Raw genomic sequence first — 14,015 nt, 5'->3', positions numbered from 1 at the left:
GGCGGTGCGGAGGGTCAGGCGAGGAACAGTTCCTTCGTTTCTTCGGGCGTCACGGGCGCTTCCTCGATGAATTGCACGGGGATGTCGCGCGACTTCGCGCGGGCCGCGTCGAGCGGGCCGGGCGCCGTGACTGCGCCGCGCGAGGCCGAACTCACCTGCGCGGCGTATTTCGCGAGCACGCCGGTGGCCACGCGCGGCGCAATGCGTGCCGTGGGGCGCGTGCGCAGGTCGGCGTCGACGTCGATGCGGCGCGTCTTCACGTCGATGCGCACGCGATCGCCGTCGCGCAGCTTCGCGATGGGACCGCCGCGCGCGGCTTCGGGCGAGATGTGGCCGACCATGAAGCCGTGCGTCGCGCCGCTGAAGCGGCCGTCGGTGATCAGCGCGACGTCGTTGCCCAGGCCCTGGCCGACGAGGGCCGCAGTCACGGCGAGCATCTCGCGCATGCCCGGGCCGCCCGCTGGGCCTTCGAAGCGGATGACGACGACATCGCCCGCGCGGATCTGGCGCGCCTGCACGGCGTTGAACGCGGCCTCTTCCGAATCGAAGACACGCGCGGTGCCCTCGAAGTGTTCGATGCCGTGGCCGGCGAGCTTGAGGATGCAGCCTTCCGGCGCGAGATCGCCGTAGAGGATCGAATAGCCGCCGCGCGGCTTGAACGGATCCGACACCGGACGCACCACGTCCTGCGCGCCCGGCGCGGGCACGTCATCGAGTTCGGCGAAGAAGCTGCGGCCGGTGACGGTCGGGATGTCCTCGATCAGGCCCGCGGCACGCAGTTCGCGCGCGACCAGCGCCGCGCCGCCCATCTCGAACATTTCCGCGGCGGTGTAGCGACCGCCGGGCTTGAGGTCGGCGATCACCGGCGTGCGCGCGGCGGCTTCGAATTCCTCCAGGTCGAACGCAACGCCGGCTTCGTGCGCGATCGCCAGCAGGTGCAGCGCGGCGTTGGTCGAACCCGCGGTGGCCGAGACCGCGCACGCAGCGTTGCGCAGCGCTGCGGGAGAGAGGATCTCGCGCGGTCCCGGACCACCGTTGCGCAAACGCTTCATCGCCAGCGCGCCGCAGGCCCGCGCGGCGGCGGGCTTGTCGGCATGCACGGCGGGAATGTCGTTGAGTTGCAACGGCGACAGGCCGAGGAAGGTCAGCACCATCGCCATCGTGTTCGCGGTGAATTGCCCGCCGCACGCGCCCGCGCCGGGGCAGGCGTGCGACTCGATGCGATGCAGTTCGGCATCGTCGATGCGGCCGGCCGAATGCGCGCCGACGGCCTCGAACACGTCCTGCACCGTCAGGGACTTGTCGCTCGCGTCCTTGCGGCAATGGCCCGGCAGGATCGTGCCGCCGTACAGGATCACGGTCGGGATATCGAGCCGCGCCGCCGCCATCGCCGCCGCCGGGATCGTCTTGTCGCAGCCGACGAGCAGCACCATCGCGTCGAGGCAATGGCCGTTCACGGCGAGCTCGATCGAATCGGCAATGGTCTCGCGTGAGGGCAGGGAGGCGCGCATGCCGTCGGAGCCCATCGCGATGCCGTCGGTGACCGCAATCGTGTTGAATTCGATGGGCGTGCCGCCGTTCTCGATCACGCCCGCGCGCACGTGCTGCGCGAGGTCGCGCAGCGTGTAGTTGCACGGCGAGACGTCCGACCACGTATGCACGACCGCGACCAGCGGCTTGGCGATCGCCTCGTCGCTCAATCCGGTCGCGCGCAACATGGCGCGTGCGGGAGCGCGTGCGGGGCCCTGCTTGATGGCGTTGCTTCTCACGAACGGCGATCTCCTGGCTGGACGTTCCGCAGGGCGAAAACAAAAACCCCGCGCCGTTTCGGGCGCGGGGTCTTGGGTATCGACCTGGGTGTGTGGTTCTTACTTACACAAACCCGTACTCCGCGCTGGCAAGCCCGGTAATAAGTACGAGTACAAGAATGAGCGAGGCCGCGATGGGCGCGGCCTTCATCAGAAGTGCGATGGCGATGCGACGCGCGTCAGCCTGCGACGCGGCGGCGGTGGCGCGTTGGCCCCGGCCCGATGCGGTTTGCAAGTGGTTGCTGCGCTGCGTCATGGGATCGAGAGAAACACGGCCGGAATGGCCGTGTCAACAGTTTCTTTCGTAACTGCGAAGAAGTGCGGCATGCGCCTCACGCGGAGGGCCCGATGGTTTCGGATGTAACCGCACCGGTACGCAGCGCATCGCGCAGCGCGGCGTAATCGGCGGGCAATCGCTGCGCCGATGCCGGCCGCGCGAGGCACTGCGCGAGCGATGGCGGCACCGGGACTTCGTGCCCGACGAGCGGTTCGACGATGGTGTCGAACTTCGCCGGATGCGCGGTGGCGACCACCGCCCACGGTCGCGAGTCGCCTTGCGACCGGAACGTTTCCAGCACGTGCAGGCCCGCAGCGGTGTGCGGATCGGCGACGACGCCATCGCGTCGAGGCGCCCCGCGCACGACGTCGGTGATCGTCGCATCGTCGACGGTGAATGCGCGAAGCGAACCGCGGAGTTCGTCGTCGCCGGCATGCCAATGGCGAAGGCGCTCGAAGTTGCTCGGCGCACCGACGTCCATCGCGTTCGCGAGCGTCACCTTCGTCGCGCGCGGCTCGTAAGGTTCGCCGGCGAAGTAACGAGGCAGCACGTCGTTCGCATTGCAGGCAAGCACCAGTTCGCCGATCGGCAGCCCCATTCGCCGCGCGACGAACGCGGCGCACGCGTTGCCGAGGTTTCCGGTGGGCACGATGAGGTTGAGCGCTTCCCCTTGCCGTCGTGCGAAATGCAGCGCGGCGTGCGCGTAGTACGCCACCTGCGGCAACAGGCGCCCCAGACTGATGCTGTTGGCCGAGCTGAGCGACACCTCGCGTCGCAGCGCTTCGTCCGACAACGCCTGCTTCGCCATGCGCTGGCAGTCGTCGAACGTGCCCTGCACGCGGAACGTGCGCACGTTGTCGCCCCAGCATTCCAGCCCGTGCGCCTGGCGTGGCGACACGCGGCCTTCGGGATACAGGATGACCACGTTGAAGCCATCGCGGCGATGGAACGCCGATGCGACGGCTGCGCCGGTGTCGCCGGAGGTCGCGACGACTATCGTAGTTGGCGCCGCATCCGGTGGCCGCAGGCGCGACAAGGCTTCGGCGAGGAAGCGTGCCGCGTAATCCTTGAAGGCGGCGGTCGGCCCGTGGAAGAGTTCGAGCAGGTGATCGCCATCGCCGGTCATCGCACGCAGCGGCGCATCGAACGAATAGGCGTGCGCGCAGATCGCGGGCAACGCATCGCGCAATGAGGATTCGGCGAAGTACGGCGAGAGCACCGCCTGCGCCGTCTCCGCGAGCGTGTCGCCGGGCTCTATATCGACCGCCGGAATGCGTTCGGGAACGTACAGCCCGCCGTCCGGCGCGAGGCCCACGACGAGCGCTGCGTCGATCTGCGTTGGCGGCGTGTTGCCGCGCGTGCTCACGAACTTCATGCGTACGCCCCGGCTGAGATCACGTCCGCGCGCGGGCCCGCGACCGGCGTGACGTACGCGCGCGAACCGTAGCCGGCCGAAGCGAACGCGGCCTGCATCGCAGGCGCGGCGGCGTCGGCCTGTGAGCGCGAGGCGAACCACGCGAAGGTGCTCGGTCCCGCACCGGAAATGCTCGCGCCGAGTGCATCGTGGTCGAGCGCCGCAGCCTGCGCTTCGGCGAAGCCGGGAATCAGCGGCGCGCGGCGCGGCTCGACCAGCAGGTCGCGCAGCCCCTCGCGCAACAGCGTCGCATCACCGCGCTGCAAGCCGGTGAGGAACAGCGCGAGATGCGCGCTCTGTTCAACCACGACATGCAGCGGATACGGATCGGCGAGCACGGCGCGCGCGCGGCGCGTCTCAAGCACCTGGTCGGGATGCACGACCACCGCATGCAGCCACGATGGAACGTCGAGCGGGATCATGCGCGTCGCGGTGGCCATCACCACGCCGCCGAGCAGCATCGGCGCCACGTTGTCGCCATGGCGACTGCCGCTGGACACCGATTCGCCGTCGAGCGCGAAGTCGTACAGCGCTTCGCGAGCGAGCGGCGCATCGAGCACGGCATTCGCCGCGACCAGCGCCGCGACGCACGATGCGGCCGAACCGCCAAGGCCCGAGCCGAGCGGAATGCCTTTTTCCAGTTCGAGTTCGAAGCCGTGCGCAACGCCAAGCTTGTCGCGCAACGCGATCAGCGCCTGTCCGGCGGTGTTGCGTTCGGCTTGCAGCGGCAACGTGTCGGCGCCTTCGACATCGCCACGAATGGTCGCGATGCGCACGACCGCCTCGTCGATGCGCCGCACGATGGCGACATCGCGCACGCCGTCGATGGAATGCCCGAGCAGGTCGAATCCGACGCCGATGTTCCCGACGCTGCCCGGCGCGAAGGCGCGCGCGATGCGGGGCCGGGTTGCGTTGCGTTGTGCGTCGATATCGCCGCTCATGCGTTGACCTCGACGCGCGCTTCGACCGGCGGCGAGGACCACGTCGACGACACGCCGAGCGACTGCGCGATGGCGAGCACGTCGCCGAACACGCCCGCGGCGGTGACGTCGGGGCCCGCGCCCGGGCCCTGCACGACGAGCGGATTCTCCGAGTAGCGACGCGTGCGGAACTGGACGATGTTGTCGGTCAGCCGCGTGTGGCAGCAGGCGTGTTCGGCCGGCAGCGCGACTACGCCGACGCGCGCGACGCCGTCGCGGTCGAGCTGCGCGAGGTGCCGCAGCGAGCGGCCGTCGCGCGCGGCATCGCGCTGGCGAGCGAGCATCGGCTCGTCCATTTCGGCAAGGCGCGCGAGGAATTCCTCGCGGCCGACTTCGCGCAGTGCCGGCGGCACCAGGTTCTCCACGTCCACATCCTCCAGCGACAGCGCACGACCGGCCTCGCGCGCCAGGATCACGAGTTTTCGCGCGACATCCAGGCCGGACAGGTCGTCGCGCGGGTCCGGTTCGGTGTAGCCGAGCGCCTGCGCCTCGCGCACGAGTTGCGAGAACGGCACCGTCCCGTCGAACCGGTTGAACAGCCAGGCCAGTGTGCCCGAGAGCATGCCGTCGATGCCGTGCAGCTCGTCGCCCGTGTCGAGCAGGTTGCGCAGCGTGAGCATCACCGGCAGGCCGGCGCCGACGGTCGCTTCGTAACGGAAACGTCCGCCGCCGCGACGGCTCGCGTCCTGGATGGCGGCGTAATGATCCCACGCGCCGCTGCCGGCCTGCTTGTTCGGCGTGACCACGTGGATGCCGCGCGCGAGCCAGCGCGGGTATTGCGCGGCCACGCGCGGGCTCGCGCTGCAGTCGACGATCAGCGCGTGCGGCAGGTGTTCGCCGCGGACGTGGTCGGCGAAGCGCTCCAGGTCCACCGGCTGCGCGGCGCCGCCTTCGAGCCGCGCGGCGGCATCGGCGGGCTCGACGCCGCGTTCGTCCAGCACCATCGCGCGGCTGTTGGCGATGGCGCGAAGACGCAGGTCGAGGCCGGATCGCTGCCGAAGCTGCGGCAGCGCGGCGGACATCTGCACGAGCAACGCGGTGCCGACCTGGCCGGGCCCGATCACGCCCACCGATAACGTCTGCGGCGACAGCCAGAACGCCGCATGCGCGGCGCGCAAGGCGCGCGTGGCGTCGTTCGCGCCGATGGCGACGGAGATGTTGCGTTCGCCCGCACCCTGCGCGATGGCGCGCGCGTTGACGCGCGCCTGTGCGAGCCCGCCCAGCAATCGCGCCGCGACGCCCGGCGTGCCGACCATGCCGTCGCCCACCGCCGCGAGCACCGCGATGTCGCGCGTGAGCGTCACGCCCTGCGCCTGCCCGTCGGCGATGGCGTCGGCGAACGCCTCGGCGGCCGCGTCACGCGCGCGTTCGGCCTGGTCGGCGCGCAATACGCAGCAGATCGAATGTTCGGACGAACCCTGCGAGATCATCGTCACCGACACGCCCGCGCCGCGCAGCGCGCCGAACAGGCGCTCGGCCGCGCCGGGCACGCCGACCATGCCGTTGCCCACCAGTTCGACGATGGCAAGGTCGCGCACCAGGCTCAGGCCCTTCACCGGCGTGCCATCGCGGCCGCTGTCGGGCGCGATCAGCGTGCCCGGCGCTTCGGGCCGCTTCGTGTTGCGGATCCACAGCGGGATGCCGCGCTCCTGCACCGGGGCCATCGTCTGCGGATGCAGCACCTTCGCGCCGAAGTACGCCAGTTCGCAGGCTTCCGCGTACGACATCGACGGCAGACAGACCGCTTCGGGCACCAGCCGTGGATCGGCGGACAGCACGCCGTCGACGTCGGTCCAGATCGTCAATGCGTCGGCGTCGAACAGATTGGCGAAGATCGCGGCGGAGTAGTCGCTGCCGTTGCGGCCCAGTGTCGTCGCGTGGCCCTGCGCGTCGCGCGCGACGAAGCCGGTGATGACGACATTTCCTTCGGGGTTGCCTGCACGCCACTTTGCGAGTCGCGCGCGGCTCTCGGGCCAATCCACCGCCATGCCCATTTCGCCCGCGTGGACGACGAGCACGTCGCGCGCGTCGAGCCGACGCCACGATGCGGCATCGCCGCCGAGCGCGGCGTGCATCAGGTGCGAGGAAAACACCTCGCCGAAGCCGGGCAGGCCGGCGGCGAGAATCCCCGCATCGGCTTCGCCTGCACCGATCGCATCGAGATGGCGGCGCAGGGTTGCGAATTCGGCATCGAGCGCGGGCTGAAGCGCGAAGTGTCCATCCGGATCGAGCGCAGTTGCGGCATTCGCATGTCGCTCGCGCAGCGCATGAAACGCGGCGTGCCACGCGTCCCTGCGTTGCGCGGTTTCGAGCAGCGCGATCAGCGCATCGGTGACGCCCTGCATCGCCGACACGACGACCACGCGCGTGCGGGAAGGGTCGTCCACCAGCGCCGCGGCGGCGCGATAGAGCGAGGCATCGGCAAGACTGCTGCCGCCGAACTTGTGCACGTGGCACGGCGGGGCGGAAGGTCGTGAAGCATCGGCGGGCAGCATTGCGGCGGGCTCCTGTTGGGCCCCGCGAACCGTCCGGGTGCCAGGCCTGCGCACCCGGGTCGGGGTGCGGAGGCGTGGTCTTCAGATCACCTGGACACGCCCGTCCGCACCCGCAAGCGAGTGGTACCGGTACCCGTGGTAATCGCAACGACGCCCGCGAACGCCGCGTCGATCGGCGCGGTTCGGTCGGTCTGCGGCAGCGTGTTGCGATGCGTCATGCGCCGAGAAGATCACGCGGTTTCGGGGACTGTCAACAGTTACATACGCAACCGGAGGCCGGTTGGGGCCGCCGACGTGAACAGGGCTGCCGCGCGCGGCGTTGGACCCGCGCGGCGGCGCGTGGTGAAATGCGCGCCGAAGCGGGGGTACCGGTCGGTCGACCGGTTGAGAAAGACCCTTCGAACCTGACGCGGTTGAGACCGCCGTAGGGAAGCTTCGCCGGATGCGATCTGCCGTCGCGTCCGTCGCTGCCCGCTTCGTCCCGGCCCGCGAGGGCGCTCCACAGGACGAACCCAATGAACGCAGTCCCCTCCCAGCTCATCCAGCAGGCCGAACAGCTCTCGGCCGACGTCACGCGCCCGATTCCCGGCTCGCACAAGATCCATGTCGAAGGCTCGCGCCCGGACATCCGCGTCCCGATGCGCGAGATCGTGCTCGCGAAGACACCGACCATGTTCGGCGGCGAGGAGAACGCCCCGCTGGCGGTGTACGACACCTCCGGCGCGTACACCGATGCGAACGCGCAGATCGACCTCGCGCGCGGCCTGGCGCCGTTGCGCGCGGAGTGGATCGCCGAGCGTGGCGATACCGGCGTGCTGTCGGAGCTGTCGTCGGAATTCGGGCGCAAGCGCGAGCACGATCCGAAGCTCGATGCGGTGCGTTTCCGCAATCGGCCGATGCCGCGCCGTGCGCTGTCCGGCGCGAACGTCACGCAGATGCACTACGCGCGACGCGGCATCGTCACGCCGGAAATGGAGTTCATCGCCGTCCGCGAAAACCAGCGGATCGAGGCGATCCGCGAAGCGCACCTGCTGCGCCAGCATGCGGGCGAGAGCTTCGGCGCGAACATCCAGAAGCTGATCACGCCGGAATTCGTGCGCGATGAAGTGGCGCGCGGCCGCGCGATCATCCCCAACAACATCAACCATCCCGAAAGCGAGCCGATGATCATCGGCCGCAACTTCCTCACCAAGGTCAACGCGAACATCGGCAATTCCGCGGTGTCATCGGGCATCGCCGAGGAAGTGGAGAAGCTGGTGTGGTCGATCCGCTGGGGCGCGGACACGGTGATGGACCTGTCGACCGGCAAGCACATCCACGAAACGCGCGAATGGATCATCCGCAACTCGCCGGTGCCGATCGGCACGGTGCCGATCTATCAGGCGTTGGAGAAGGTCGACGGTCGTGCCGAGGAACTCAACTGGGAGATCTTCCGCGACACGCTGATCGAACAGGCCGAGCAGGGCGTGGATTACTTCACGATCCACGCCGGCGTGCTGCTGCGCTATGTTCCGCTTACCGCAGGCCGCGTAACCGGCATCGTCTCGCGCGGCGGTTCGATCCTCGCGAAGTGGTGCCTGGCGCACCACAAGGAAAACTTCCTCTACACGCATTTCGAAGAGATCTGCGAGATCATGAAGGCCTACGACGTGGCCTTCTCGCTGGGCGACGGGCTGCGCCCGGGCTCGATCGCCGACGCCAACGACGCGGCGCAGTTCGGCGAACTCGAAACGCTCGGCGAACTGACCAAGATCGCGTGGAAGCACGACGTGCAGACCATGATCGAAGGCCCCGGCCACGTGCCGATGCAGCTGATCAAGGAAAACATGGACAAGCAGCTGCGTGAGTGCGGCGAGGCGCCGTTCTACACGCTTGGTCCGCTGACCACCGACATCGCGCCGGGCTACGACCACATCACCAGCGCGATCGGTGCGGCGATGATCGGCTGGTTCGGCACCGCGATGCTCTGCTATGTCACGCCGAAGGAACATCTTGGCCTGCCCAACAAGCACGACGTGCGCGAAGGGCTGATGGCGTACAAGATCGCCGCGCACGCGGCCGACCTCGCGAAGGGCCACCCCGGCGCGCAGGCGCGCGACAACGCGATGAGCAAGGCGCGTTTCGAGTTCCGCTGGGAAGACCAGTTCAACATCGGCCTGGATCCGGAGCGCGCACGCGAATACCACGACGAAACGCTGCCGAAGGACGCGCACAAGGTCGCGCATTTCTGCTCGATGTGCGGCCCGCACTTCTGCTCGATGAAGATCACGCAGGACGTGCGCGACTACGCGAAGGAACACGGCGTCGACGAGGAGGCCGCGCTCAGCGAGGGCATGGCGGAGAAGTCGGCGGAGTTCCGCGCGCAGGGCGCCCAGGTGTACCGAAAGGCCTGACGATGGCCGTCGGACGGGGAACGAAGGTGCGCCCTCGTTTCCCGCCCCGCTCATTCCCGCCCGCCTTCGGCTAGGCTTTGCGCGACCCATTCGAAGGATCGCGACCATGGCGGAGAACCGCATCGGCCTGTTGCGCTGGCGCGTGCAGGCGCGGCGCCATCCGTCGGCGTTCCTGCTCGCGGCGCAGCTGCTGAGCCTCATCCTCTATCCCATCTTCGATGAGACGCGCAGCAGCGGACGCGTGCTGTTCGGCGCGCTCGGCGTGGTGGTGCTGATGCTCGCGGTGTGGGTGGTGAACCGCAGCCCGGCGAAGGTGTGGGTCGCCTGGCTCCTGGCCGCGCCGGCACTGGGGCTGTCGGTGCTGTCGGTGGTGCTCGCGAACGACACGCTGCTCGTCGTGTCCTCCGCACTGGAAGCGCTGCTCTATCTGTATGCGGCGTCGAGCCTCATCGCCTACATGCTCGGCGACCATCGCGTGACCGCCGACGAACTGTTCGCAGCCGGCGCGACGTTCACGCTGCTCGCGTGGGGCTTCGCCTACGCGTATTTCGTCTGCCAGGCGTGGTATCCGGGCAGCTTCACCGGCGCGCTGCGCCCGGGCGAGCCGCGCACGTGGCTCGAACTGCTGTTCCTCAGCTTCACGACGCTGTCGGCCACCGGGCTCGGCGACATCCTGCCGCTGTCCTCGCCCGCGCGCGTTCTGGTGATGCTGCAGCAGTTCGCCGGCGTGGCGTACATCGCGGTGGTGGTGTCGCGCCTGGTCGGCCTGACCATGCTGCGCGCGACGAAGTAGGGCAGCGCATCGCTGCAGCCGCGCTCCGCAGGGCTTTAAAGGGCTCTTAACACGGCTGTGCTATGAAGCACGCAGCGTCCTTCCTCAGGTGCTTTCGGAAGGCGAGGGGATGGGGAGTCGACCGTGCCGGAGAAAAAGATTCGCGCCGGGTGGCGCGAATGCTGGAACGTTACGTTCTGTAATACGTCGGCGAGAGAGGGCCTGAAGCCACCCCGTGTAAACGGGAGTAAGCCTGCCGACGTTAGAATGTTCGGGCGAGCATTGCTTTCCCCGTCGGGTCTGGCCTCTTTGCCGGGTTTGCCGAGTAGTCGTATCTGATCCATTCGGCACATGACGGCCGTTCAGCTTGCCGCTCACCATTTCGGATTCATGCAAAGAACCCTCGAACCCTCCACACCGCCCCTGCCGTCCGAGCGACTGCGCGTGGGCGAGTGCGTGGTCGACGTGCCGCTGCGCGAGATCCGCGCGCCGGGCAAGCGTCGCCCATTGCGCATCACGCCCAAGTCGATGGGCGTGCTGCTGGTGCTGGTGGAGCAGGCCGGGCGCGTGGTCAGCCGCGATTCGCTGATGACCGAGGTCTGGCCGGACACGCTGCCGACCAACGACGTGGTCACGCAGGCGATCACGCAGCTGCGCAAGGCCTTCGACGACGAGCGCGGCAATCCGCGCTACATCGAGACGATCGCGAAGAACGGCTATCGCCTGCTCGCGCCGATCGAGTGGATCCACACCGGTGGCCCGGCCGCCAGCGCGGACGTGGTCGCCAGCGACGAACGCTGGTCCGATCCGACCCGCACCACGGCCAAATACCCCGCCATCGCGGGTGCCGATCCAAGCGAGCCGCTCGCCCCGGTGCCGTTCCCGGCGTCTTCTTCGCCCCGCGGCACCTGGACGTCGATCGCGTCGGTGATCTTCGTCGTGGCGCTGCTGGTGGCCGGACTGGTGGCCTGGGCGCTGATCCGCGCCCCGGCGCAGCCGGAAGTGGCCCCGGTCGCCGTCACCGGCATGCAGGGCCTGCGCAGCGAGCGCCCATACCGCCTGATCACCTCCGCGCCGGGCTTCGAGCTGTCGCCGGCGCTCTCGCCCGACGCCGGCCTGGTGGCGTACGTCGCCATCCCCGAAGGCCAGCGCGGCACCGCGATCATGGTGCAGACCACCGAACAGACGCAGCCGCGCCAGCTGACGCGGCCGCCGGAAGGCACCGATGACGCTTCGCCGGTGTGGTCGCCCGACGGCCGCTGGATCGCCTTCATGCGGCTGTCGGAGAGCAGCTGCAGCATCCGCCTGGTCACGCCCAATGCGCGCGCCGAGCACGAGGTTGGCGTCTGCGATCGCCGCAGTCCGCCGACCTTCGACTGGACCCCGGACAGCAACGGGCTGATCTTCGGGAGCATGAGCACCGACCAGGGCACGGTCGGGCTGCGCGTGCTGAACCTCGACAGCGGCCAATGGCGACCGATCGAGTACCCGCACGACCCGGACGAGCTCGACACCGACCCGCGCTATTCGCCCGATGGACGCTGGATCGTGTTCGTGCGCAACGCGCCGCTGGGCGACTTCTGGCGCATCCCGGCGCAGGGCGGCAACGCCGAGCGCCTGAGCCGGCTGCGCGCCGACCTGCGTGGCTGGGACTGGTCGCCGACCGGGCGCGGGCTGATCTTCAGCGCCATGGTCGACGGCGAGTACCGCCTGTTCCGCCTGGATACCAGCACCGGCGAAGCGCGTCCGATGGGCGTGGACGACGGCCAGGCCCCGGTGGCCGCACGCTCGCGCCGCGCGATCGCCTTCGTCCAGCGCCGACCGTACTTCGGCCTTTACCGCGTCCAGCTGACCGATGGCGACGGCCCGGGCCGGGTGCACGTGGTCGAACCGCTGTTCGCGTCGGCGGCCCGCGACCTGCTCCCGTCGATCGCACCGGACGGCCGGCAGCTCGCGTTCGTCTCCGACCGCTCCGGCAGCAACGGCCTGTGGGTCGGCGACGTCTCCCAGCCAGACACCCTTCGCATGATGGGCGGCATCCGCCCGGGCACGCGCTACGCGCCGGCATGGTCGCCCGACTCGCGCCGTCTGCTGGCGACCGGCATCGACGCCCAGGGGCGCGGCGTCGTGCAGGAAGTGCTGGCGGCGAGCGGTCAGGTCTCGACCTTGCCGGTTCCGGACGCCGAACCTCTGCAGGCCCAGTATTCGGTCGATCCGAACCGGCTGTTCGTGCTGGCGGCCAGTGAGGAAGGCGCGCCGCAGCTCCGGCTGTACGACCGGTCCGCGACGCCCTGGCGGGTGCTGGGCCGGATCGACGGCGTGTCGCACTTCGAGGTGGACGGAGCGCGCAACCGGGTGTTGTTCACGCGGTTGACCGAAGCGGGGCTCTGGGAGGTTCCGCTCGATCTGGGCGCCGCTTCGGTCCGCCAGGTCAGCGCAAGCGTGCCCACCGCCGACCGGTATCGCATGTGGACCGTCGCGCCCGACGGCGAGATCCGCTACCTCGAACGGCTGCAGGATTGCGCCGCCAGCCTCCGCCGGATCGTGCCTGCAGACCCCGCTCCGCCCCGCTGTCTGGACCAGCTGCGACGCTCCGCGGTGAACGGATTCAGCCTCGGCGGGCCGCGCAATGAGGCGGCATATCTGGCCCTGGTCGACTGGGACGGGGCCGATATCGGTTACATGGAGCTTCCGAAGGAAACGACGGAGGTTGTCCCGGGATGGGTCAAGTAATTGATGCAACAGGGAAAAGTGCTATCGGAAATCCTTCGGTTTTGCATTCGGTGCGATTTCGGATAAGTCTCCAGCAACTTTCCTGATGTGAAGCGGGTGTGTACGGCAAATCCATTGACCATTCTCGGCACATGAGGTGGACCAATGGAGCAAGTGCAATGGGCGGACCGCGGGCAGCTGCTGCAGCTCGAAACGCCTGAGGGCGCGGTTCAGGGCGGTTGCATCGGCGTCTCGCGGCTGGGCAGCGTCCAGTCTTCGGGAGGCTTCTCGTTCTGGCTGCAGCTGCACGGCAGCTCGTGGGTCGAGGCGAAGGAAGGCAAGTTCCGGCTGCGCAGCGGCGACTGGATCGCCTTCGAGAAGGACTCCAAGCCGACCGTCCAGGCGGACCGCTTCGGCGTCTGCGTCGGCCTGACGCTGACCAGCGAGGCGCTGCGCGAGATGACCCGCTTCGCCGATCGCGGCCTGTATGCCGGCCGCGGCCAGATGTCCCGCCACGACGCCCGCATCGGCCTGCGCCTGTGGCGCGAGGCGGCGGCCCGCCTGGCCGAGAACCCCGGCGCCGGGTTCGACGCCTCGCTGCTGCGCCCGATCCTGCTCCACCTGGCGGGCGTCCAGCGCGATCTGGCCGCGCGCATCCCGCGCTGCCCGGGTCGCTCGCGCAGCCGCAAGCGCCAGGTGTTCGGCCGCCTCCAGCGCGCCCGCCTGTACCTGGAAGGCAACTGCGACCGCGTGGTCCGCATCAGCGAACTGGCCGAACTGACCAGCTTCTCCAGCTGGTACTTCTCCAAGACGTTCCACAGTCTTTATGAAGAGAGCCCGCAGGCGGCCTCGGCGCGCATGCGCCTGGAGCACGCGGCGGACCTGCTCACCAGCACGTCGATGATGATCGGCGAAGTTGCCGCCGCCAGCGGGTTCGACAACTGCTGCAGCTTCGCGCGCGCCTTCCGTGCACGCTTCGGCGTCTCGGCCACGCGCTACCGCGCCGCCGCCGCCGCGCGCGGCGAGCCGGGCAAGGCGCAGGCCGCGGCGCGCAAGTCGCTGGAGCGCAAGTCGCTCGCCACCAACGGCTGATCGATCGCTCGAGGCGGTAGCGGAACGGCCGGCACGATGCCGGCCGTTTTCGTTTGCGTGCGAAAACCGCGA

Annotated in this window: 9 protein-coding genes and 1 riboswitch; of the genes, 4 read left to right on the top strand and 5 right to left on the bottom strand. The window is 69.2% G+C overall.

The features are described from left to right. Nucleotides 1–14: 14 nt before the first annotated feature. The 5 genes from ilvD to thrA form a co-directional block, all read right to left on the bottom strand. Entirely contained in the window at nt 15–1,769 is a 1,755-nt protein-coding gene (gene ilvD / locus DX912_RS16215; protein ID WP_115844194.1) for a dihydroxy-acid dehydratase, read from the bottom strand. Nucleotides 1,770–1,872: 103 nt separating this feature from the next. Next, complete coding sequence (locus DX912_RS16210; protein WP_115844192.1) at nt 1,873–2,064, bottom strand: hypothetical protein; 192 nt, start codon at nt 2,062–2,064, stop codon at nt 1,873–1,875. A 76-nt stretch (nt 2,065–2,140) separates the two neighbouring features. Then, nucleotides 2,141–3,460 carry a threonine synthase gene (gene thrC, locus DX912_RS16205; RefSeq protein WP_115844190.1) on the bottom strand — a complete coding sequence of 440 codons (1,320 nt, stop codon included), beginning with the start codon at nt 3,458–3,460 and terminating at the stop codon, nt 2,141–2,143. Further along, nucleotides 3,457–4,440 (bottom strand): homoserine kinase, encoded by a 984-nt coding sequence (locus DX912_RS16200; protein ID WP_115844188.1) that lies wholly within the window; start codon nt 4,438–4,440, stop codon nt 3,457–3,459. Before DX912_RS16200 ends, thrC begins: the two co-directional genes overlap by 4 nt. After that, on the bottom strand, nt 4,437–6,974 hold the full coding sequence (gene thrA / locus DX912_RS16195) for a bifunctional aspartate kinase/homoserine dehydrogenase I (protein WP_115844186.1): 2,538 nt from the start codon (nt 6,972–6,974) through the stop codon (nt 4,437–4,439). Before thrA ends, DX912_RS16200 begins: the two co-directional genes overlap by 4 nt. 351 nt (nt 6,975–7,325) lie before the next feature. Further along, a riboswitch (TPP riboswitch) is annotated at nt 7,326–7,423 on the top strand. Nucleotides 7,424–7,489: 66 nt separating this feature from the next. On the opposite strand from thrA, the gene thiC reads away from it, so the two are divergent. From thiC to DX912_RS16175, 4 genes are all read left to right on the top strand, one after another. After that, on the top strand, nt 7,490–9,367 hold the full coding sequence (gene thiC / locus DX912_RS16190; RefSeq protein ID WP_115844184.1) for a phosphomethylpyrimidine synthase ThiC: 1,878 nt from the start codon (nt 7,490–7,492) through the stop codon (nt 9,365–9,367). A gap of 106 nt (nt 9,368–9,473) precedes the next feature. Further along, nucleotides 9,474–10,160 (top strand): potassium channel family protein, encoded by a 687-nt coding sequence (locus DX912_RS16185; RefSeq protein ID WP_181902869.1) that lies wholly within the window; start codon nt 9,474–9,476, stop codon nt 10,158–10,160. Between the two features lie 369 nt (nt 10,161–10,529). Then, nucleotides 10,530–12,872 (top strand): winged helix-turn-helix domain-containing protein, encoded by a 2,343-nt coding sequence (locus tag DX912_RS16180; RefSeq protein WP_181902868.1) that lies wholly within the window; start codon nt 10,530–10,532, stop codon nt 12,870–12,872. Nucleotides 12,873–13,016: 144 nt separating this feature from the next. Next, the gene (locus DX912_RS16175) at nt 13,017–13,943 is read left to right on the top strand and encodes a helix-turn-helix domain-containing protein (protein WP_115844180.1); all 927 of its coding nucleotides are present in this window, start codon (nt 13,017–13,019) and stop codon (nt 13,941–13,943) included. The last annotated feature ends 72 nt before the right edge of the window (nt 13,944–14,015 follow it).

The organism is Lysobacter soli (assembly GCF_003382285.1).
Taxonomy (GTDB): Bacteria; Pseudomonadota; Gammaproteobacteria; order Xanthomonadales; family Xanthomonadaceae; genus Lysobacter_J; species Lysobacter_J soli.
This window is presented reverse-complemented; position numbering and strand designations above follow the sequence as displayed.

Coding starts and splice junctions, on each gene's coding strand:
- DX912_RS16200 (WP_115844188.1), bottom strand. CDS start 4,440: ATGAGCGGCGATATCGACGCACAACGCAACGCAACCCGGCCCCGCATC.
- DX912_RS16210 (WP_115844192.1), bottom strand. CDS start 2,064: ATGACGCAGCGCAGCAACCACTTGCAAACCGCATCGGGCCGGGGCCAA.
- DX912_RS16185 (WP_181902869.1), top strand. CDS start 9,474: ATGGCGGAGAACCGCATCGGCCTGTTGCGCTGGCGCGTGCAGGCGCGG.
- DX912_RS16175 (WP_115844180.1), top strand. CDS start 13,017: ATGGAGCAAGTGCAATGGGCGGACCGCGGGCAGCTGCTGCAGCTCGAA.
- thrC (WP_115844190.1), bottom strand. CDS start 3,460: ATGAAGTTCGTGAGCACGCGCGGCAACACGCCGCCAACGCAGATCGAC.
- thrA (WP_115844186.1), bottom strand. CDS start 6,974: ATGCTGCCCGCCGATGCTTCACGACCTTCCGCCCCGCCGTGCCACGTG.
- thiC (WP_115844184.1), top strand. CDS start 7,490: ATGAACGCAGTCCCCTCCCAGCTCATCCAGCAGGCCGAACAGCTCTCG.
- DX912_RS16180 (WP_181902868.1), top strand. CDS start 10,530: ATGCAAAGAACCCTCGAACCCTCCACACCGCCCCTGCCGTCCGAGCGA.